Origin of the sequence: Neobacillus vireti (assembly GCF_036962345.1) — a bacterium.
Classification (GTDB): Bacteria; Bacillota; Bacilli; order Bacillales; family Cytobacillaceae; genus Neobacillus; species Neobacillus vireti_A.
Genome location: NZ_JBALNB010000014.1, coordinates 65,472 through 86,599 on the forward strand (window position 1 = coordinate 65,472; position 21,128 = coordinate 86,599).

Annotated in this window: 18 protein-coding genes, 1 tRNA gene and 1 riboswitch; of the genes, 4 read left to right on the forward strand and 15 right to left on the reverse strand. The window is 37.7% G+C overall.

The annotated features are described in order from the left end of the window. Positions 1-32 precede the first annotated feature (32 nt). Entirely contained in the window at positions 33-1,184 is a 1,152-nt protein-coding gene (locus tag V7108_RS17440; RefSeq protein WP_335509554.1) for a diguanylate cyclase domain-containing protein, read from the forward strand. 160 nt (positions 1,185-1,344) lie between these two features. Continuing rightward, positions 1,345-2,610 carry an ATP-binding protein gene (locus V7108_RS17445; RefSeq protein WP_335509552.1) on the forward strand — a complete coding sequence of 422 codons (1,266 nt, stop codon included), beginning with the start codon at positions 1,345-1,347 and terminating at the stop codon, positions 2,608-2,610. Positions 2,611-2,650: 40 nt separating this feature from the next. On the opposite strand, the gene yhbH is transcribed toward V7108_RS17445, so the two are convergent. The 6 genes from yhbH to queG form a co-directional block, all read right to left on the reverse strand. Further along, on the reverse strand, positions 2,651-3,817 hold the full coding sequence (yhbH, locus tag V7108_RS17450; protein ID WP_335509551.1) for a sporulation protein YhbH: 1,167 nt from the start codon (positions 3,815-3,817) through the stop codon (positions 2,651-2,653). A 256-nt stretch (positions 3,818-4,073) separates the two neighbouring features. Then, complete coding sequence (locus V7108_RS17455) at positions 4,074-5,969, reverse strand: PrkA family serine protein kinase (RefSeq protein ID WP_335509549.1); 1,896 nt, start codon at positions 5,967-5,969, stop codon at positions 4,074-4,076. Positions 5,970-6,417: 448 nt separating this feature from the next. Continuing rightward, positions 6,418-7,167 carry an oxygen-insensitive NADPH nitroreductase gene (nfsA, locus tag V7108_RS17460; protein ID WP_335568955.1) on the reverse strand — a complete coding sequence of 250 codons (750 nt, stop codon included), beginning with the start codon at positions 7,165-7,167 and terminating at the stop codon, positions 6,418-6,420. Between the two features lie 57 nt (positions 7,168-7,224). Continuing rightward, the gene (gene trmL, locus V7108_RS17465; protein ID WP_335509637.1) at positions 7,225-7,698 is read right to left on the reverse strand and encodes a tRNA (uridine(34)/cytosine(34)/5-carboxymethylaminomethyluridine(34)-2'-O)-methyltransferase TrmL; all 474 of its coding nucleotides are present in this window, start codon (positions 7,696-7,698) and stop codon (positions 7,225-7,227) included. Between the two features lie 65 nt (positions 7,699-7,763). Beyond that, positions 7,764-8,630, reverse strand: a complete 867-nt coding sequence (locus tag V7108_RS17470) for an amidase domain-containing protein (RefSeq protein WP_335568956.1) — start codon at positions 8,628-8,630, stop codon at positions 7,764-7,766. An 88-nt stretch (positions 8,631-8,718) separates the two neighbouring features. Beyond that, a complete protein-coding gene (queG, locus tag V7108_RS17475; RefSeq protein WP_335509542.1) occupies positions 8,719-9,852 on the reverse strand; it encodes a tRNA epoxyqueuosine(34) reductase QueG in 1,134 nt (377 codons plus the stop codon). 359 nt (positions 9,853-10,211) lie between these two features. On the opposite strand from queG, the gene V7108_RS17480 reads away from it, so the two are divergent. After that, positions 10,212-10,883, forward strand: coding sequence for a B3/B4 domain-containing protein (locus V7108_RS17480; RefSeq protein ID WP_335568957.1), 672 nt, complete (start codon positions 10,212-10,214; stop codon positions 10,881-10,883). 82 nt (positions 10,884-10,965) lie between these two features. Here the strand turns inward: V7108_RS17480 and V7108_RS17485 are convergent. Continuing rightward, positions 10,966-11,039: transfer RNA gene (locus tag V7108_RS17485), tRNA-Gly, on the reverse strand. A gap of 352 nt (positions 11,040-11,391) precedes the next feature. Continuing rightward, a complete protein-coding gene (locus V7108_RS17490) occupies positions 11,392-11,745 on the reverse strand; it encodes a hypothetical protein (protein ID WP_420489197.1) in 354 nt (117 codons plus the stop codon). 415 nt (positions 11,746-12,160) lie between these two features. Between V7108_RS17490 and V7108_RS17495 the strand changes: the two genes are divergently transcribed. After that, complete coding sequence (locus V7108_RS17495) at positions 12,161-12,580, forward strand: hypothetical protein (RefSeq protein ID WP_335568974.1); 420 nt, start codon at positions 12,161-12,163, stop codon at positions 12,578-12,580. A gap of 74 nt (positions 12,581-12,654) precedes the next feature. Here the strand turns inward: V7108_RS17495 and V7108_RS17500 are convergent, their stop codons facing one another. The 7 genes from V7108_RS17500 to V7108_RS17530 all read right to left on the reverse strand — a co-directional run bounded on the left by V7108_RS17500 (position 12,655) and on the right by V7108_RS17530 (position 20,748). After that, complete coding sequence (locus V7108_RS17500) at positions 12,655-13,842, reverse strand: DUF2812 domain-containing protein (protein WP_335568958.1); 1,188 nt, start codon at positions 13,840-13,842, stop codon at positions 12,655-12,657. Continuing rightward, on the reverse strand, positions 13,835-14,155 hold the full coding sequence (locus V7108_RS17505) for a PadR family transcriptional regulator (protein WP_335517714.1): 321 nt from the start codon (positions 14,153-14,155) through the stop codon (positions 13,835-13,837). Before V7108_RS17505 ends, V7108_RS17500 begins: the two co-directional genes overlap by 8 nt. A gap of 308 nt (positions 14,156-14,463) precedes the next feature. Next, positions 14,464-14,853, reverse strand: a complete 390-nt coding sequence (locus V7108_RS17510) for a VOC family protein (protein ID WP_335517717.1) — start codon at positions 14,851-14,853, stop codon at positions 14,464-14,466. 177 nt (positions 14,854-15,030) lie between these two features. After that, a complete protein-coding gene (locus tag V7108_RS17515) occupies positions 15,031-17,106 on the reverse strand; it encodes a sigma-70 family RNA polymerase sigma factor (RefSeq protein WP_335568959.1) in 2,076 nt (691 codons plus the stop codon). 209 nt (positions 17,107-17,315) lie between these two features. Then, positions 17,316-18,503 carry an MFS transporter gene (locus V7108_RS17520; protein WP_335517723.1) on the reverse strand — a complete coding sequence of 396 codons (1,188 nt, stop codon included), beginning with the start codon at positions 18,501-18,503 and terminating at the stop codon, positions 17,316-17,318. Next, positions 18,496-18,927 (reverse strand): MarR family winged helix-turn-helix transcriptional regulator, encoded by a 432-nt coding sequence (locus V7108_RS17525; protein WP_335517726.1) that lies wholly within the window; start codon positions 18,925-18,927, stop codon positions 18,496-18,498. Before V7108_RS17525 ends, V7108_RS17520 begins: the two co-directional genes overlap by 8 nt. A gap of 456 nt (positions 18,928-19,383) precedes the next feature. Continuing rightward, positions 19,384-20,748 (reverse strand): amino acid permease, encoded by a 1,365-nt coding sequence (locus V7108_RS17530; protein WP_335517729.1) that lies wholly within the window; start codon positions 20,746-20,748, stop codon positions 19,384-19,386. A 155-nt stretch (positions 20,749-20,903) separates the two neighbouring features. Next, positions 20,904-20,985, reverse strand: a riboswitch (glycine riboswitch). Between the last annotated feature and the right edge of the window lie 143 nt (positions 20,986-21,128).

A 21,128-nucleotide genomic window follows, 5' to 3' on the forward strand; every position in this document is an offset into this window, starting at 1 on the left:
GACTAATGTTCCAGAAATATAGGAGTTTATGAATGATAAAAGACTTAATATCTAATGCAACAATTTTAATTGCCACATTTACAATGATGGGTCAACTTTTTAAAAACAAGCCATTACATTCCTCCTCACGTGCTCTAACAAAAATTTATTGGGGGATTTGTTACGGGATTCTTGGAAATATCTTAATGCAATATAGCTTTCAAATTAATACAACGACCATAGCAGATTTACGCCACTTGGCTATAGTAATTGCTGCTGCCTTTGGTGGATATATTCCCGCTATTATTGCCTCTGGGATCATTGCTTTAGGGAGATTATTCTTTTTTGGCTATAATGAAACAGCTTTACTTGCAGCTATCGGAGCACTTTTAACAGGGATTGCGTGTAGCATGTTTTCGAAATTAGATTACCATCCTGCAGTGAAAGCCTTTTATATGAACTTAATAGGTTTATTTTTCATTTCAATTGTTTTTGTTACATCTATTGAAGATCGAACAACCTTGACATATGTACTCATTACCCACTATCTTGTTTCATTCATTGGTGGATTTTTGGCCTATCACTTATCCGCGTATATTGCCAATTCAAATGCTGCGGAACGAGAATTACATTTGAGCTTAATAAAATTAAAGGAAAGTAAACAAAAACTCAATAGAGCAAATGAAAAGCTAAATCGCCTTTCATATATGGATGGTCTTACAGGCATTGGTAATAGAAGACATTTTGATGAAACTTTAACAAAGGAATGGTCAATGGGAGCCCCAAGAAATACACCAATTACACTAATTATGTTTGATATTGATTATTTTAAAAAGTTCAACGATACTTATGGTCATTTAGAAGGCGACCATTGTTTACAAAGAATTGCTGAAGCCATAAATAAATTGGTAATCGACAAACCAAACATCACCTTTTGTCGATATGGCGGAGAGGAATTTGCGATGATTCTGTCTTCCACTGAACAGAAAAAAGGAATGCAATTGGCCGAACTGGTTCAAGAGGAAGTTGAATCACTTAAAATCGCCCATATTAGTTCGGAAATATCCAAAATTGTAACACTTAGTATAGGAATGGCCACACTAACTCCGTCTCCTGTAAATACACCCAATCAATTAATTCATTTGGCAGACACGGCCTTATATACTTCCAAAAACAATGGGAGAAATACCATTTCTATTTCATAAAAATACTGAAGGGATGTTGCATACATACCCTTTTTTATGTCAATCTTCTACATTTTCCATCTGTTTTCACGGATTTATTCTAAATAATTAGTAAATTTAGTTGTATTAAGTCGAAGAAGATTGTAAAATTTTCCTAAAGGACTATTGGACGGTGAAATAGATGGAAATAACGAAACACCTTTTCTTGAATCTTTCCATTTTAATAATATTGCTCCTCTTTCTCTTAATTTGGCTTGACCGAAGCAGCAATATATCATTATCAAAAACTGTTATTATCTTTATATCCATCTTAATGTTATGGATTTGTATTCATTTCGCCTATAGTCCTGTTCCATATGCAAGGTATGATTTGCGTATTATTCCCATTGTCATAGGCGGTTTATATTTTGGAATTGGTCTCATTCTTATTGCTGCTATGTTTATTATTAGAATCTTTTACGGTTTTGATGCAGGTCTAATTGAGACAATCATTCTTTATATTCCACTCTCCATCGCTTTTTTCCGGCTTTCACCCTGGTTCTGGAAACAACCCTCAGACCGTCGAATTACCATATCAATTTTTTTAGGAATCATCCTGGGAATCCTTACTGTCGGGGGTATGGAATTTATCAATCAAACCGGAAGTAACTGGTATGATGTATGGTTAGCATATTTAACGATTCCCCCTTTAGGTATTGGACTTATCGCATATTCGATAGAATATATCAAAAAAAGTGTGGAACTTAAACTTCAATTAATCAAAGTGGAGAAATTAAAAGCTGTAGAACAAATGGGTGCAGCCATTTCCCATGAGATTCGAAATCCACTGACTGCAGCAAATGGGTTTGTTCAGTTACTCAATGATGACTACCTTCCTAGACATAAAAGAAGAGAATATCTCTCGATTGTAAAAGACGAACTAAATTCTGCTGAAAGAGTCATTCAAGATTATTTAACATTTGCCAAACCTTCCTTGGTTTCAATTGAAGAACTAAATGTCAAAAATGAACTAAAGCAAATCATTAACATCTTAACACCGATGGCGAATCAAAATTCTGTAGAAATTATCACCGATTTTTCGGTCATTGGATTTATTAAGGGTGATCGCCAAAGATTTCGGCAATGTTTTATAAATATTTTAAAGAACGCTTTAGAGGCAATGCCAACTGGCGGTCATCTTTATATTGAAACTTTTTTCAGCAAGGATTATGTAACCATATGTGTCAGAGATACTGGAATGGGGATGACTTCCGAACAGCTTGAACGACTTGGCGAACCCTATTATTCAACAAAAGGCAAAAATGGGACTGGGCTTGGCATGATGGTGGTTTATAGTATTGTACGAGCTATGAATGGTTTTATCAAAGTGGAAAGTGAATTGGGGGCAGGTACTACCTTTCGCGTAAAATTTCCAACCATCACATCTATTCATAAAAATGAACAGTAAAAAAGATAAAATCGACAGGCATTGTACCTGTCGATTTTCGTTAAGCATACATCTTATTTTCTTCTTTTTGGAAAAAGCTTTTCATCGCATGGAATACATCCGCTTTTTGCTTGAGAATATAGTAGCGGAACTGCTCATCTTTGATATTCTTGTAGGCAGACATTAATGTCGAATGACGGTTATACTGATTAACCTCTCCGTAACCAAACATGTTTGAAACTTTCATTAGTTCTTCAACAAGCTTTACGCAACGAGCATTATCAGATGTTAGATTATCACCATCAGAAAAGTGGAATGGATAAATGTTGAATTTTCGCGGGTTGTACTTAGCATCGATAATTTCTAAAGCCTTTCGGTATGCAGACGAACAGATTGTTCCACCGCTTTCACCCTTTGAGAAGAAATCCTCTTCAGGAACAACCTTAGCTTCTGTATGATGGGCAATGAATTCAATTTCTACAGTTTCATATTTGGTCCGCAAGAAACGAGTCATCCAGAAGAAGAAACTTCTCGCCATATACTTCTCCCATATTCCCATGGATCCACTTGTATCCATCATGGCAATAACGACCGCCTTGGAGTCTGGTTTAATCACTTCATTCCACGTCTTAAATTTTAAATCTTCCTTGTAAATCGGATGGAATGCAGGTTTCCCCGTCATAGCATTTCTCTTGAATGCCGACATCATGGTACGCTTCTTATCAATATTACCCATTAGGCCTGTTTTACGGATATCATTGAACTCGATATTTTCAACCAAATGCTCCTGTTCTTCTTTTCTCTTCAGATTTGGCAGTTCTAGTTGTTTAAACAAAGCTTCTTCTAATTCCATTAATGAAACTTCAGCTTCAAAGTAATCCTCACCGGCTTGATCCCCAGCACCTTGCCCTTTTCCTGGACCTTTTTGCGCATTGGAACCATCACGAGCAATAACGTCACCTACTTGACTCTCACCGTCACCTTGGCCCACGTGTTTGTTTTTATCATAATTATAGCGGATTTTATATTCGTCCAAGGAGCGTATTGGAATTTTCACCACATCGCGTCCATTAGACATAATAATGCTTTCCTCTGTAATGAGGTCAGGAAGATTGTTTCGAATAGCCTCCTGAACTTTTTCTTGATGCCTTTGCTGGTCATCGTGGCCTTTGCGGTGGAGGGACCAATCTTCTCTAGAAATCACAAATTGATGGTTATTGTCAGACAATGTAAACCCCTCCTTATGAATTTTTTGTTTGCTTGAGTCACATTTTCTTTCAAATGTCATAAAATAACCCGAGTGCAAAAATGCATATTATATTGATTACTTTATCCTATGCAGAAACCGCAAATTATTTACAAATTATTATGACAATTAGGCTCATGCAAACAAAAATGGACGAGCATTTGTGATAATTTATATAAGTTAAACCAATTATTGAAAAAAACAGACTGGCAGATCCTTCCGCCAGTCCCTACTATTTTTACCGGTTTAACAAGCTGCCTACATACCTTAATAGTTCATTCGCGGATGTTGAGTTATAGCCATGTTCGTCAATAAGTCTGGCAACCACATCATTAATCTTCTTTAACTGCTGCTCATCAGGTGTTTTTGAAGAAGTAGTAATCTTCACTACGTCTTTAAGGTCAGCAAATAATTTCTTTTGAATTGCTTCACGAAGACGATCATGTGAGTTGTAATCAAATCGCTTCCCTTTTCTTGCAAAGGCTGAGATACGAATCAAGATTTCTTCCCTAAACGCTTTTTTCGCATTCTCAGAAATACCAATTTGTTCTTCTATCGAACGCATTAATTTTTCATCTGGATTGATTTCCTCACCAGTTAAAGGATCACGAAGCTTTGCTTTGTTGCAGTATGCTTCAACATTATCAAGATAATTGTCCATTAACGTTTTAGCAGACTCTTCATAGGAATAAACAAAGGCTTTTTGAACTTCATTCTTAGCGATATTGTCATACTCTTTTCGGGCAACCGAAATGTAATTCATATAGCGCTCACGGAGTTCAGCCGTGATTGATGGATGTTGATCCAGCCCGTCTTTTAATGACCTTAATACATCTAAAGCATTAATGGACGGTACTTCTTTCCGGATAATCGTAGATGAAATTCGGTTGATAACATAACGCGGATCAATTCCGCTCATACCTTCATCTGGATACTCTTTCTTAAGTTCACTTACATCTACGGCGTTAAAACCTTCTACGTTTTCACCATCGTATAGGCGCATTTTCTTTACTAAATCAATATCGCCTTTTTTCGGCTCTTTTAGACGAGTTAGAATGGTAAACATTGCCGCAACGCGTAATGTATGCGGTGCAATATGCACATCCGAAACATCACTTTCACGGATCATCTTTTCATAGATTCTCTCTTCCTGAGAAACTTTTAAATTATAAGGAATTGGCATCACGATAATCCTAGAATGTAATGCCTCATTCTTCTTATTTGAAATAAAGGAACGATATTCCGTTTCGTTTGTATGAGCTACAATCAACTCATCTGCTGAAATTAAGGCAAACCTTCCTGCTTTAAAGTTACCTTCTTGCGTTAATGACAGCAGGTGCCATAAGAATTTTTCATCACACTTTAACATTTCTTGGAATTCCATCATCCCACGGTTTGCTTTATTAAGTTCCCCATCAAACCGGTAGGCGCGTGGATCTGATTCGGAACCAAATTCAGCAATCGTTGAAAAGTCAATACTTCCTGTTAAGTCGGCAATATCTTGTGACTTTGGATCGGATGGGCTAAAGGTTCCGATTCCAGTTCGCTTATCTTCTGAGAAAAAGATTCTTTCTACTAATACATCTTCAATTCTTCCACCGTATTCCTTCTCCAAGCGCATCATATTCAATGGTGAAAGATTTCCTTCAATTCGAATTCCATATTCTTCATAAAAATCGGCGCGCAGATGATGTGGGATTAAATGAAGTGGATCCTCGTGCATTGGGCACCCTTTAATGGCAAATACAGAGCCTCTATCCGTATGAGAATATGCCTCTAACCCCCGCTTAAGCATAGTAACAAGAGTAGATTTCCCTCCGCTTACCGGACCCATTAATAGTAAAATCCTTTTTCTTACGTCCAGTCGTTTTGCTGCAGGATGGAAGTACTCCTCAACTAGTCTTTCCAGTGACTCCTCAAGGCCAAATAATTGATTACTAAAGAAATTATAATTCTTTGTTCCTTTAACGTCCTCAATACCAGAGTCCTTGATCATATTATATACGCGTGAATGTGCAGATTGTGCTACCCATGGCTTCTCTCTTAACAACTGTAGATAATCAGCAAATGAACCTTCCCAACGGAGCTTTTCTTCCTCTTCTCGAAACATCTCAATTTTTTTTAGAATATCCATAAGGCCCTCCCCCTGTGGCGTTTTCAGAGACGATTAATATACTCTATGCACCAAATAACTTGAACATGCGTACCGATGAATGATTCCTGCCTATCTTTTTTGTTTTACAAAAAGATTGGAATATTGCTCTTTTCATTTTTTTAAGATAGGCTATAATAAATGTATATGTGACTAAATAGAGAAATATCTTAAAATTAAGGAGGCTTTACATAAGCATGGGAACATTTATAATTATTTTAGTTATGGTGGCGTTTCTATCAGCTATTTTTACAGCAGGTTATAATGATAAGCCAGGTTCAAATAAATAATTTTCTGCATAAATAGGCTGCCTTCGAGGCAGCCTTTATTTTGTAGGAACGGTATTTTTTTGTTGAAACTGTATGGTTTTTTGTAGAAACTGTACCGTTATATATAAAACCTGTACGCTTTTACGCAGGAACTGCACACCTTATCTCAGATTCATCTTATTTTTCTGAACAAATTCCTTCATATACATACGGGTTTGTTTTTCTAGCATGTTCGCCATCTGCTCGGACCAGCGATCTTTCCGTTTCCCGCCTGTCCTTTCATCATAATAGCTGGAAATTAATTGGTCGTATTCTTGAAGCTGACGTACATAAGTGTCCTTATCCTGCTCATATTCTTCTTCATGATAGATATGTTCAAAGGGAAGTCTCGGCTTTTGGTCATTGATTTTATCTGGATAGCCAACCGTCATTCCAAACAGCGGTATTACTCTTTCAGGTGTCTTTAATAATTCCTTCACTTCATCGAGCTTATTTCGAATTCCACCTATGTAACAAATACCCAGCCCTATGGATTCGGCAGCAATTGCAGCATTTTGTGCAGCTAACGCGGCATCAATGAGGGCAACCATAAATTTCTCTGTACTTTCAATTGAAGGCAGTACATCCTTCCCTTCTAATTCTCCAATCAATTCATGGCGGCTTAGATCGGCGCAGAAAACAAAGAGATGACCATTTTGGGCAACATATTCTTGATTACCTGCAATCTCAGCAAGCTTTCGCTTCTTTTCCATATCTTTAATACCTATTATGGAATAGGCTTGTATAAAGCTGGATGTGGACGCGGCTTGTGCAGAAGCAACAATCATTTTAATTTGTTCATCACTTAATGGTTTGTCCTTAAAATGTCGGATGGAACGGTGGTTTAACATAGTGGTAATAGTCTCATTCATTAAAATACTTCCTTTCACATTACGAAAAAGAGGCCCCTTCGCTTGGCCCCTTACGTCTTATTTTAGATGACGATAGTCTTGCTGGCGCAACGCTTCATAGATTAGAATCGCAGCGGTATTGGATAAATTCAAGGAACGAATATTTTCGTTCATTGGAATTCTCAAGCTGACATCCTTATTCTTTTCAATTACTTCTTTTGGAAGCCCCGTCGTTTCACGGCCAAAAATGAAAAAGTAATCTTTATCTGGGCTGCTATAGTCAAAGGAACTATATGCCTTCTCACCAAATTTCGTGATATAGAAAAACTCTCCGCCTTCATTCTTCTGATAAAAATCATCTAGAGAATCATAGTAAACAATGTTTACAAACTCCCAATAATCCAATCCTGCTCTCTTTAACATTTTATCATCCGTAGAAAATCCTAATGGGCGAATCAAATGTAAGGATGTATCGGTTCCAGCACAGGTTCTCGCGATGTTTCCTGTATTTGAAGGGATTTGCGGCTGATATAGTACAACATGTATTGCCAAGTCACTCACCTCATAAAAAAACTCTCTAAACATTATACCATTAACCACCAGTCAAACAAATTTTCCTACCCATCCACAATTGTGAAAAACTTATATTTCATGTTAGGTGTATATGCGGATGAATCTTCATATGCCCAATACCTCATACGGCTATTGTACGTATTTGCATTTACAAGCGGCATTCCATAGGCATCCTTACCTGTAACAATCGTATTATGATTAAACCTGCCATCCCCTTCGAAGTCATAGCAAATGACATCTCCCAATAACAATTGATCCGGGCTGCTCATTTCCCTTGCCCTTAAGCCACTCTTAGAATTAGCCAAATACAAGCGTAACGAATGGGCCACAGTCCAGCTATAGCTCCAATTATTATTTCGAAGCCACCAGCCTGTTCCCCGGGTTGGATATCCTCTCATCGGTGCTCCGCCTGCGTGAAGACATTGCGAGATATAATTCGTACAGTTGTTTTCAAACGACTTATAAGCAGGATTGTAACTGTTCCACCAGCGTTCCGCATATTGAACCGCCTTTATGCGGTTATATTGATAGCTAATCCGTTCCTCCTGTTCACCAACTACTTCGATTTCTAACTCAGGCTGATTTTCATAAGGATTTACTTCTTCATCCATAATCAAATCATTGTTAAAAAACGTGCACATTCGTACTTCGACTTCTTCTTCTTGATAGAGAGTCCCTCTTTGTTTTATCAGGTATTGGTAATGAACCCGATAGATAGTAGTTTGATAATCCCCATCGAAAGATTGATTGAGGATACCCCCCCGTGCCTTTACCTTTACAATATCTGCAGAACGCTTCGCAAAAGACTCCAGCTTTCGTTCTGCCTTTTCATAATTTCCAGATTGTCTTTTACTCTTTGAAACAAATTGTTCGATACGCGCTTCAAACAATTTTTGGAGTGATTGATCCATCTTCATCTCCCCCTTCTGTTTCATACATATGTGCAGAAGGGAAAATTAATCAAAAAAAATGAGCAAGGACAGAATGTCCATTGCTCATTTAGTTCTTTCGCTTTAGTAGGCTTTTTTCAATCATATTCTTTACTTCTAAGTCCATTTCTTTTGCTGCCGCTTTTTCTAGTACTTCTACTGCTTCCGGACTGCCAATTTTACCTAGAGCCCAGGCAGCGGTTTCCTTTAGAACAGCGCTGGTTTCATTTTCTAAAACACCTTGTAAATCGGGAACTGCGGTTTCATCCCTGAAATGGGCAAGAGCGATGATAGCATTCCGTTGAATCGGCTTTTTGCCTCGCCACGATCCTGCTACCGAGCCAAATTTATTCTTGAATTCACGATTACTCATTTTTAACAAGGGTCTAAGTAATGGCTTCGCGATCTCAGGGTCAGCCTCCATTTCCTCATGGAAGTGAAAATCCTTCCCTTTATTGACTGGGCAGGACGTTTGGCAGGAATCACACCCATACACCCGGTTGCCGATTTTATCTCTGTATTCCTCAGGAATCACAGTTTTTGTCTGTGTCAAATAGGCGATACAGCGCTGAGCATTAATTTGTCCCCCTTGAACCAACGCTCCAGTAGGACAAGCTTCGAGACAGGCTGTACAGGAACCACATTGATCCTCCATTGGAGAATCAGGAGCAAAAGGAATACTCGTAATCATTTCGCCTAGATAGACGTAGGAGCCATATTCCGGCGTCATAACGGCACAGTTTTTACCGCTCCATCCAATTCCGGCCCTCACGGCAACACTACGGTCAGAAAGCTCACCGGTATCGACCATTGATTTTAGACGAGCATCTGGTACTTTTGTGAGGATAAATTCTTCCAGTTTTTTAAGGCGATCACGTAATATATGATGATAATCCAATCCCCAGGAAGCACGGGAAAAAAAGCCTCTCCGCTCGCCCTTTTTCCCTTCAACACGAACCTTCATTTTCGCTGGATAGGCCAGAGCGATAGAGATAATTGACCGCGGTTCCGGAAGAAGTAATGCAGGTGTCACCCGTTTTTCAATATCAGGTTCTTCAAAACCTGATTGATACCCAAGCTCATTCTGGCGAATCAGTCTATTTTTCAACTCAGTAAAAGGGTCTGCCGTGGTAAAACCAATCTTATCAATGCCTATTGTTTTGCTATAAGCAATGACTTCCTCTTTCAATTGATCAACATTCATTTGGAAACCTCCCTTCTTCTCGGCTAAGTTGATTTATCTAAAAAAATCCTTATGAAGGACATATCTTACTTGAAACTCTTCTGTTTTGTCCTTCATCCACCTTATGAAGGACATATCTCACTGGAATCACTTCCGATTTGTCCTTCATCTACCTTATGAAGGACATATCTTACTTGAAACTCTCCCGATTTGTCCTTCATCCACCTTATGAAGGACATTTCTCACTGGAATCTCTTCCGATTTGTCCTTCATCCAACCTTTTATCAAAATATAGTAAAAATCGAATCAGTAAGCCGTTAATTTTCGGTACACATCTAATTATGATAAACTATTTTTATTAAATTTTGGAGGTGGAATCATTGGAAATTCAGCTTTCGTCAGAAATCATTAGCAAGATTCCTCATTTTAAGTTAGGAATCATTGAATATAAAAATATCACTGTAGGCGATTCCCCACAAATGGTTAAAGGAAGACTGCAGCTTTTTCAGGAATCAATTTACTTTGATTTAGAAAATAAAAATTTAACTGAGCTGCCTGGAATTCATGAATGGCGTCGTATTTTTAAAACATTCGGCAAGGATCCTAACCGTTACCGGCATTCAGCAGAGGCGCTATACCGCAGAGTCCAGAAACAGAATTATCTAATCTCTGTTCAAAGTGCCATCGACATTAATAACTTTTTCTCTTTGCAATACCAAGTCCCAATTGGTATTTATGATATCGACCGATTAGAGGGACCTATCACAATTGAGGTGGCTAAGGCAGGAGATGAATACGAAGGCTTAAATGGCCGGATGAATTCATTAGAAAACCTGATTGTTTCATCGGATCAACTTGGACCATTTGGAAGCCCTTTTGTCGATTCCAATAGAGCACCAGTTACGGAAGCAGCCAAAAACGCGGTGCAGATTATCTATTTACAGCCTACAACATCAATGAAAAGTGCGAAAAGGCTGACGGAATCATTGATGAAAATGTTCACCCAAATACATGGCGGTGATGCTACCTGCTATATAATAGGAAACGATTAGCTCCTTCTTAAACAAAGGAAAAAATTAAAAAAACGCAATGCATCGTTCTCAAGTAACGATACACTGCGTTTGGTAATATGTATGGAGCGGGTGATGAGAATCGAACTCACAACATCAGCTTGGAAGGCTGAGGTTTTACCACTAAACTACACCCGCACAAAAATAATTATGAACAAAAAACAAAGAACTTAAACACGTTTATTATAATACATAGTTTTTTCTTAAAGGTCAAGAGGATTTTGTATTTTTTTGTCGAAAAAAATCATTAAACAAAAATATCCATTTGGACATTCTTGTTTAATGATATGCCAGTGTATCCGTATAAATACCAACTATTTCAGCGTATCGCCATTTTAGGTATTACGAAGTTATACTATTTGCTTGGTTAGCCTGTCTAGCATGTATTTTTTCATTGCAAACCCTGCTATTGGCTGAGCAATCAATAGCTCGATCCAAATGCAATACCAAAATTTCTAAACCAACTGTGAAAGAAGTTTTGAAATGGTTCTTAGCTTATTTGTTTCGAACCAACCCAACTCCCTATTATCGTTAAAAGAATGGATAAGACCGAAACATTTAGTAAAGTAGTTAATAAAATTCGGGCATTAAATCCATCTGTTTTTCCTGCGAATTTTGGTACTATCCTGCCAACTAATGGTCCCGCAACCAATTTTACTAACAAAATAACGATTACCCACATAAACGGAATAATCTTTAGGGTTTCTAAATAAATTTCCTTACTAAAGCCGCGTTCCATCCCCATAATAATCGGGGCAATCGTGTTTACTGAAATAATGGAAGTAATCAACAAAAAGACTATGCCTTCTTTTGCATTTTGAGGAAGTCTATCTTCCTTATACATATGTTTACCCTCCGAAATAAATATTTCAGATGGTAGACGTATCATGCGACATATATTTTTGAAAGTCAAAACGACTACCAATATCTCTACACATACTGATTTTAATATATTATCACTTTCTTTAAGTGAGATAAAGACCCTTATTCCATTTTCCCATTTAATACTTCTTTCTGAAAAGATAAATTCCTCCCCTTTACTAAAGTACTTTTTCAACACTAAATATTTTTCTAAATGAAGGGAAATCTATTTTAAAGTGGAATCAGGAGAGAAAGTTAATAGAAAAAATCCCCACAACCTCGAACTTACTTTTTTACAGCTTGTGTTAATGGGTAAATTGCTTATTGATTACTTTTTGGAAAAAATAAAATTGATAAGGGATCGTAGGATTAATGTGAAAAATGCAAAAGAAAAATTAATGTGGAGTATTGCCCTGCCAGGGTTTGGACAATATTTAAATGGAAAACTTTTTAAAGGTACTGTTTTTATATTTTTAGAATTTCTAATCAATGTTCAATCCAATTTTAACGAAGTGATTATTTTAAGTTTTCATGGGGAGATTGAAAAAGCCATTGCACATGCAGATTATCAATGGTTAATGTTTTATCCTTGTTTGTATTTCTTTGCAATGTGGGATGCGTTTAAAGATGCAGGCGGTGGAAAAGAAAAGAATTCTTTCCTTCCGTTTGTATTTTCAGCATACTTTGTAACCGTTGGTTGCATTTATTCCTCGAATTTACGGATATTTGGGATACTTTTTGGACCTGTTTGGCTTCCGATGTTATTTGTCATTCCAGGATTAGCTGTCGGCTTTATCATTTTGAAATTGATTAAATGATATAAAATTAACTAGGGGCAATCGCCCCTTTTTGTTATCCAGCTGTTTACTATAAGAAGAAGTTTTACAATCGATCAATCCAGCTTCTCCACCAAGTTTTCAATTATTGAATTTATATCTGCATAGCCAAAATAGCGTACATACATCACTTTTTTTCCTTTAGATGCAAATACCTCTTTCCTCTCTTCTTCCTCACGAACAATCAAGAGATCCAATCCTGGATGTTCTGTTTCAACAAAATCTTCTTTACTATCTTCATATCTATATCTTTCTATTAAATCATAAATCAGATTATCCGCCAGCGAAGGAATACTCAGCTGATAAAACTGTGTATGAATGGACGGTGAATATTCACCGCTGCCGTCCTTCCACATCTTTCCTGGAACTACACCCTCTTCATCTGTTTCATATTGCACAGGGGCTAATGGACTCCACTCATATGTATACCGGTTGCCCCAATCCACATTGTCACTTACATAGGAAGGTTCCACTCGGACCATTGCCGGATTCTTTTCTATATATGTTAATCTAACAATCGGTAAGTCAAGACTTGCTGCAGGCAAGGTTTTGGTTTCCATTTTTACAAGCTGAACGAATGGAATGATCGCACTCAATCCCACCCCTGCTGTAAAAAGAAATGCGATGGTCGAATGTAATCGGTAGTGCCTCTTCCAAGGTGCATGATGATCAATCGGTTTACCCTCAATAAGATTTCTTCGCAAAGCACGAATTGAAATAGATGCTTGCAGCGAAGTAAAGGCAGAGTATCCCAAGAAGAGAGCCAATATGGTTTGTTGAATAGCAACGCCCTTCACCATAACGAATGTGGGTGCCCCATCAAGAAACCAAATTGCAGATAACATACCGATTATTAATATCATTGCTATGACTACGATGAAAGCATTGGAAGCTAATTTCTTATCCAGTTCCTTTAATGTATAAGACTGTTCGGCGGGGTCTGTATGAAGCTCCGGTGCATCGAGCTCTTCCGGTGATGAAAATACATGAAAAAAACTATAGCTTGTTATGTAATCCCAGCCACTTTCCGCATACATCTGGGTTTGTTCTGGTGTAATCCTCTTCTTTGGAGATACCTCTATTCTGTACCTCATTTTTTCCGGAGTACCCTTAGTAAACTTGGCAAAATGTATCCCCATCTTTTTTAGATGCAGCCCATTAGCCGCCATGTCTGTAAACCAGCTTTCATGCTTACCAATCCGCCAATAATCACTCGGCCGAAGTTTATGGACTGTTTTATTCATCCTCATCACCTTCCTCTAAAATGCTGCTATCTTTTATCAAGGCTTTCAATCGACCATACTCTAAATGAAGAGCTTGTTCCCCTTCTGGTGTTATTCGGTAGGTTTTTCTTCTGCCATCATCTTCTGCTAGTGATATAAGACCGTCTTTTTGCATCCGTGAGAGTACCCCGTAAAGTGTCCCCGGCCCCATTTTTAATCTGCCATTTGATACCTCTGTAATTGCGTGCATTAGCTGATACCCATGGTTAGGACGCATTAAAGCTAGTAGTACATAATACATTGCTTCGGTCATCGGTCCCCCATTATATGCCATTGTTACCTCACTTCTTTCGTTTTTAGAGATAGTATGTAACGCGATATTATGTATAACGATATATCGTATGACATAACAATACATCATGAAATGTCATCTGTAAATATATAAACAGAAATAGTTTTCATAATTTTTCCTATTTGCAACTATAGGAATTCATAAAAAATAGCCTAGTCCTAATTGGACTAGGCATTTAGATTATGAAATCTCCGTAAATAATTCAACTTCTCTTTCTGTAAAAGTCCGTTTAAACGGAATGATCTCTCCTACTATTAACGGTATTTAAATCTCCCTTCCCAAGGTTCCTTCTATTTATTCTTTTGTGCGATCTGTATATAGTTGCCACAGGTATCGTCGAAGACAGCGATTGTGACTTGTCCCGCATCTGTCGGCTCCATCTTAAATTTCACCCCAAGATTCTTTAATCGTTCGTACTCTTTATGTATATCTTCAACCCCAAACATAGTTGCTGGGATGCCATCTGCAAATAGCCTCTTCTGATACTCTTTGGCAGCGGGATGATTATTCGGTTCGAGCAAAATCTCCGTACCTTCTTGATCCTCGGGAGAAACAAGCGCTATCCACCTATATTCTCCTACTGGAACGTCATGCTTTTTTATAAAGCCCAGGGTTTCAGAATAAAACTTCAGTGCCTTGTCTTGGTCTTCTACAAATATACTGGTCACAATGACTTTCATATTAGTTTGCCTCCTTTGATTTGTCCATGTATCTAGCCTTCCATAATCCTACTTCGTTCTATTATTAAAAGCAACTTTCACGATTAAATCACCATGACTAATAGTAGTTTTGGTCATCATCAACATCATCAGCTTGGTAATGACCACAAGCAAGATTCCTAATATGAACAAAATCCCTTATTTCAACGAAATCTTTACTAGATCATCCAAATATTTTATCGCATTATATCCATAAATCTCGAGTCTTTTTGGATTTACTTTTTCTCCAGTTCTGTCATTTTGTAATTCCACGCTAAGAACGGTAATAAAATGGCGGGGCTGCTCAATTTCTTCATATATGACCGGGTTTTTATTGTAATCGTAAACGACCCCGTTTTTATCCATGAGCACTCCTTCCGTATACATCTCCATTGAATTTATGGCATTTTCGTCCTCACCGAAAATTTGGAAATGAAGAGTCTCATATGCACGATTCTCAATTCCATGATCGCTTATGACCACTTTAGCCGGCTGCCCTGCTTCTACCTTATCAATAGAAATTGTACTGCCAGCATATTCAAAGGTTTGAGGATAATCCTTTGAAGAATCCAGCTCAATGATATGATGGTCATCAAACGTTAACTGAGCGGATTCGAGTTGAACGTTAACCTCCTTTGGCTTCTCTCCAAAAAGAGGGGAAAAGTGTCTTTGATAAGAAATCCAATTTACATCTAGTTGTGTATCGAAAAAGGACCTGGCATACAAATCTACTTTCACTTTTTTATCATTCACTTGCAGATGATTAAAATTAAGATTGTCAATCTGCTTATTGGGTTGTTCCATATTGATGTCATAGTGCAAAACCGTCGCTGTTGGCGCAATGGTTAGCTTATCAAATCGAACCGGTATTCCTTCGACTTGTGTTTCTCCTTTCAATGCATATTCGACGGAAGGCTTTTTGGTTACAGGGATTTCGAAGGTCCACTTCCCTATTTTATCCCCCATGATTTGGAAACCCATCCCACCATTCTGTTCAGCGGAATCACTAATTATTTTTTGAAGCTTGGAGATCTGCAGTTTAATTGTCCCGTTATCAGTATTGATTGGCTGCAGACTAATTTTTCCATGATACACATTCTTCTCTTCTTTATTCATATCCGATTCAAGATCAGGGGGATAGAACCCTTGGTACCCTTCACCATCCATGATTTCATGTTGGTTCTCCACAAAAACACCATCAAAATTATCCATCATATATTGGGAGTCTTTTTTTGTATCTTCTATTTCATAAAAAACGAGCGTCTGAACCTCATCCGCAATCGTACCCTTAATCTTGATTTTCACTCCGTCGCTCTCATCCTCAAGGTTCAGCCTTTCACCCAGGTCATGTTGCAGAAAGGCACGCAATTCCTGATTTTTTTCTGTCCAATTATAGTAGAGGTTGGAAAACGCCCCAGTGAAAAAATCGATTCCTATTAATAAGACGAATATACCTGCAAAAACAAATCCTTTTCTTATTCGTTTCTTGTTCCTCTTTTGTCTGTGCTTTTCCTTTTCTGCCAGCCTAGCTTCGAGGTTCTCTATGAAATCAACGGGCACATGAAAATCTTCCAGCCTATCAGGTAGATTTAACATAGTCAACATGACATCCTGAAAGCTGGCCAAATCCTCCTGACAATCTTGACAATGATAAAGATGTTTTTCAAAATCTATCTTTCTGGGCCGATCCAGGGTTCTTTCTAAGTAATTGATGTAATCCTTATGATACTCCTTACAACCATTAAAGGTTGGTCCGTACCCCATCTCAATTCGAAGTGACTGGATTCCGGAAAACAAAATCCCCTTTATCTTATTCTCTGAAACTTGGAGAAGATGTGCCACTTCCTCCTTAGACATTCCTTTAACATATGTAAGGACCACCGCATCTTTCTCGTTCTCTTTTAAGCAATCTAGTGCTTTGAAAAAATCCTGACGAGGTTCAGTTTCTACTCTAGCTAGTAAACTTCTATCATAAGAAAGCTCCCTGTAAATATGTATGAAAATGGATGTAACCCACGTTTCGAATGATGTATCTCTTTTAAATCGGGGCAATTGCTTATGTACTTTAATAATAGTCTGGTAAAAAAGCTCTTCCATTTGCTGCTGATTGCTAAGATAGGACAAACCAAGTAAATAGAACGATTGTTTATGCTGATCGAACCAATCGATAATGGATTCCACGTCTCTTTCTCTTATCGGTGCGATTGAATTGGAATCTATTTTTGCTGGGATCATAAGTGTGTTCCCCCTTTAAACATATTAACCTACTTTTAATATAACAAAAATTGGATATGAAATCTCTTTTTTCCATCGAACAAAATCCCGCTAAATTGGAAAAACAGCCGATCGCTCATTAAATTACATTTATATATGAAAAAAGCCGAGATCCAGATAGGAAGTTCGGCTTTTCTTGTGAAGGATTGTACGTAAACAAATTTATTAAGTTAAAGCATAGCATTCATACTAGCCTTTTCTTTCTTTCCGTGTAGAAAAAAGTAAAGACCAGACGTTCCCAACACGACAACTCCTAGAATCATATAAAGAGTACTAAAGCTCGAAAATGGCAGGAAGAATCCAAGTAAATAAGGACCGAATCCAAGCCCTGCATCAAGAAAGATAAAGAAAGTCGATGTGGCCAGTCCCATACGTTGAGGAGGAGTCACCTTAATAGCGATTGCCTGAGAGCATGACTGCATATTACCAAATCCGAGGCCAATAAGGATTCCCGCTAACAACAAAGTAAAACTGCTATGGGCTGTACCTAATAGAAGCATTCCAGCTGCAAATAGGACAAAGGACGGATACATCACATAGTTCGCCCCTTTTACATCCATTAAACGTCCTGTGAATGGGCGTGAAAACAATACTGCTATGGAATACACAAGAAAGAAGAAACTGGCTGTACGAACCAGGTCAATTTCAATGGCATAGAAACTAATAAAAGAAAGAACACTAGAGTAACAGAAACCTAATATTAAAGTAATCATTGCAATGGGAATTGCCTTTGGTTCAATAAGTTGAGAGAGTTTGAATCCCTTTATTCCATTTATGTTTGTGATGCCTTCCAATGCCGGCACATTCACAAAGAATGCTGTTATTAAACTGAAGATACCTAAAGCTAGACAAAGACCAAATATGAATTGAATGCTTGCATGTTGGATCATATAAAGACCAAAGAAGGGTCCGATTGCTGTAGACAGTGTCGAGCTCATACTGTAATAACCGATACCTTCTCCTTTTCGTTTCTTCGGTATAATCTGAGCCACAATTGTTCCTGCTGCGGTACTCGCAATACCAAGTGCAAAACCATGTAATAAACGGGTAATAAGTAAGAAGGTGATACCCAATTGAATAAAATATAACGCTGTTGTTAAAACAAAAAGAATTAATCCGATGAACAACGTTCTTTTTAAGCCAATTGAATCCATACTGCGGCCAATTAGGAGACGCCCTATTAATGTCCCAACAATAAAAATTCCAGTAATCAACCCCGCCTGGCTTGTGGTTGCATGATATTCATTTACCGCATAAACACCTATAATCACGATTAATAAATAAAAGATTAACGATAACAAAAAATTGACGCCGGAAACAATAATAAAATCCTTCGTCCATAATTTAGGTTTATTCACGTTTGTTCCCCTCGCCTACGGTAATATTTTCCTGTATTTTAGGAAGAGTTTGAAACGTAATCAGTTGATCTTCATAAGAAATACTTTCCATCACACTATTTTCTAAATTCGTAATATTTTTTCTACATGCTAAGTAAATCTCTTCTCCAAATTCTGTCAACTGAATAACTTTTTCCCGCCTATCCATACCAGGAATTTGTTTCACCATTTGTAATTCTTCTAAACGGTGAACCCTTCTTGTAATGGTTGGTTTTTCTACATTGTATTTATTGGCAATATCTACAAGTGTCGATGGCCCATTGGTTTTTATATAAAAAATAACCTGCCAAAGAGAATAAGAAAGCTCATACGTACTCATAAGTTCATTCAATTTGGTTATCAAGGGTCTATAAAGACTTAAATAATGCTGAAAAAAACCTTCCAATTCATTCTCCCCTTCCAACCAAATTAGTTACCATGGGTAACTATTACCTTAGATAACCATAAATACTTTTTAAAAGGATGTCAAGGGAAATGTCTTTAACTAAGCTTTGATTGCTTATTAAAAAGGGAGTAATTAAGGTAATAAGGAGATAACGATGATAGTGTATTTCTACTTGATAAAAAGATGGGTAGCTAAAATGAAATTCAAAAAAGAACATAAGGACCGCGTTGCATGGAAATGTCTATCAGTGACCAATTCCTAAAGAAGTTGTCCCTGCTTGTAATAGATAAATGGATTACAAAAGTCATTTAAATAATCATACTGAAAAGGCTTCTTTGTAGAAGCCTTTAGTCGTCCACCATGACGTATCTGAATGAAGTATCGAGTTATCCTCGCGGTCTAGTTTTTCAATAATACTGCTTTTCAAAGTGAGAAGTGCGCTTTTATTCCATGCTCTTATGCTGATATCTTGATATTTTTATTCTTTTTTCTTCTATTTGAATACAGCATAAATAATAGAATAAACCACAGCGGTGTCAGCAATAACGCAGGACGTGTTTCTTCCGCAACCAGCATGATAATTAGAACCATTGCAAACAATGTTAGGACCGCATAATTGATAAATGGTGTGAATGGTGCTTTAAATGTTGATTTTGCATGTAATTGCGGCTGTGTTTTCTTGTATTTAATATGGCAAACGAGAATGACACCCCAAACCCAGATAAAACAAATCGCACTAATCGTTGTCACAATTCCAAAGGCTTGTTCTGGAATGAGTTTACTCAAAAGTGCGCCCGCTGATACGACAAGCGTGGATGTAAATAGCGCATTACTTGGTACATGATTTTTATTCAGTTTTGCCAGATTGGATGGTGCCTGGTCATTTTTGCTTAAGTTAAAAAGAATCCGGCTTGTTGAGAACATCCCGCTGTTACAAGCAGAAGCCGCTGACGTTAATACGACAAAATTAATAATGCCTGCAGCAATCGGAATCCCGACTAAACTGAAGGTTTTAACAAACGGACTTTCCCCTGCATTTAGCTCCGTCCAAGGATTCACGCATAATAGGACAATCAGTGCACCCACGTAGAAAAATAGAATTCTTAAGGGAATTTTATTAATAGCCGATGGAATACTTTTTTTAGGATCGGATGTTTCCGCTGCCGATACCCCAACTAATTCCACACCGACATAGGCGAACACGACCATTTGGAAGGAAAGTAAGAAACCTGTAACGCCGTTTGGAAAAAGCCCTCCATGGTCCCAGAGATTTTGAACTGTAACACTTCCTGCTTCGGTTTTGAACCCCATTATCAGCAAAATAACCCCAATGGCAATTAATACGAGAATCGTGATGACTTTTATTAATGCAAACCAAAACTCTAATTCTCCGAAAAGCTTTACCGTTAGTAAATTGAATCCTAATAAGATAATTAAGCAGATGATGGCAGGTATCCATTGCGGAATATCAAACCAATATTGGACATACACACCAACCGCAATCACATCCGCCATCGCCACCATAATCCAGCAAAACCAATAGGTCCACCCGGTTACGAACGCTGCCCGAGGTCCAAGATAATCTTCGGCAATGTCAGTAAAAGATTGATACCCTGCTTTTGACAACAAAAGTTCTCCCAGTGCCCTCATGACGAAAAAAATAGCGATACCTACAAGTAAATAGGCAAATATAATAGATGGCCCCGCCAGTTGTATGGCTTTACCTGATCCCAGAAATAATCCGGTTCCGATAGTCCCGCCAATGGCGATGAGTTGAACATGCCGATTTTTTAAATCCCTTTTTAATTCTTGCTGTGCCATACCAAATTCCTCCCTATAACCATTTTCACTGTGAATCGATGAGCAATAAATTTACCCATCAAAAAAGAGATTGGAAGTTTTCCAATCTCTTAGGTCATAAGAATAGCAAATAATAGTTGTAATGCTAACGGATATCAGCACCACAAATAAATATTTAGTACTCTTCTGTCCTTTTGCCTGAGATAGTGAACCCTTCGGCGCCGTGGAAAATCCAGCGGTCTCTCCAGAAGCTGCTCCTGCTATAGTGTGATCCATAGCAATCATAGCTGCTAATTATTAAATTTTTAAAAGTGAAATTATTTTTGAATATTTTCTATATATTAATAGTAGTTTATTATTTTGTCAATATATTTTATTATTGTTACTTCAGATAAGGTTCA

Excerpts from the sequence above, each read along its gene's own strand:
- V7108_RS17440 (WP_335509554.1), top strand. The coding sequence starts at position 33 with ATGATAAAAGACTTAATATCTAATGCAACAATTTTAATTGCCACATTT.
- V7108_RS17445 (WP_335509552.1), top strand. The coding sequence starts at position 1,345 with ATGGAAATAACGAAACACCTTTTCTTGAATCTTTCCATTTTAATAATA.
- V7108_RS17455 (WP_335509549.1), bottom strand. The coding sequence starts at position 5,969 with ATGGATATTCTAAAAAAAATTGAGATGTTTCGAGAAGAGGAAGAAAAG.
- nfsA (WP_335568955.1), bottom strand. The coding sequence starts at position 7,167 with ATGAATGAGACTATTACCACTATGTTAAACCACCGTTCCATCCGACAT.
- V7108_RS17470 (WP_335568956.1), bottom strand. The coding sequence starts at position 8,630 with ATGGATCAATCACTCCAAAAATTGTTTGAAGCGCGTATCGAACAATTT.
- queG (WP_335509542.1), bottom strand. The coding sequence starts at position 9,852 with ATGAATGTTGATCAATTGAAAGAGGAAGTCATTGCTTATAGCAAAACA.
- V7108_RS17490 (WP_420489197.1), bottom strand. The coding sequence starts at position 11,745 with ATGTATAAGGAAGATAGACTTCCTCAAAATGCAAAAGAAGGCATAGTC.
- V7108_RS17495 (WP_335568974.1), top strand. The coding sequence starts at position 12,161 with ATGTGGAGTATTGCCCTGCCAGGGTTTGGACAATATTTAAATGGAAAA.
- V7108_RS17500 (WP_335568958.1), bottom strand. The coding sequence starts at position 13,842 with ATGAATAAAACAGTCCATAAACTTCGGCCGAGTGATTATTGGCGGATT.
- V7108_RS17505 (WP_335517714.1), bottom strand. The coding sequence starts at position 14,155 with ATGGCATATAATGGGGGACCGATGACCGAAGCAATGTATTATGTACTA.
- V7108_RS17510 (WP_335517717.1), bottom strand. The coding sequence starts at position 14,853 with ATGAAAGTCATTGTGACCAGTATATTTGTAGAAGACCAAGACAAGGCA.
- V7108_RS17515 (WP_335568959.1), bottom strand. The coding sequence starts at position 17,106 with ATGATCCCAGCAAAAATAGATTCCAATTCAATCGCACCGATAAGAGAA.
- V7108_RS17530 (WP_335517729.1), bottom strand. The coding sequence starts at position 20,748 with ATGGCACAGCAAGAATTAAAAAGGGATTTAAAAAATCGGCATGTTCAA.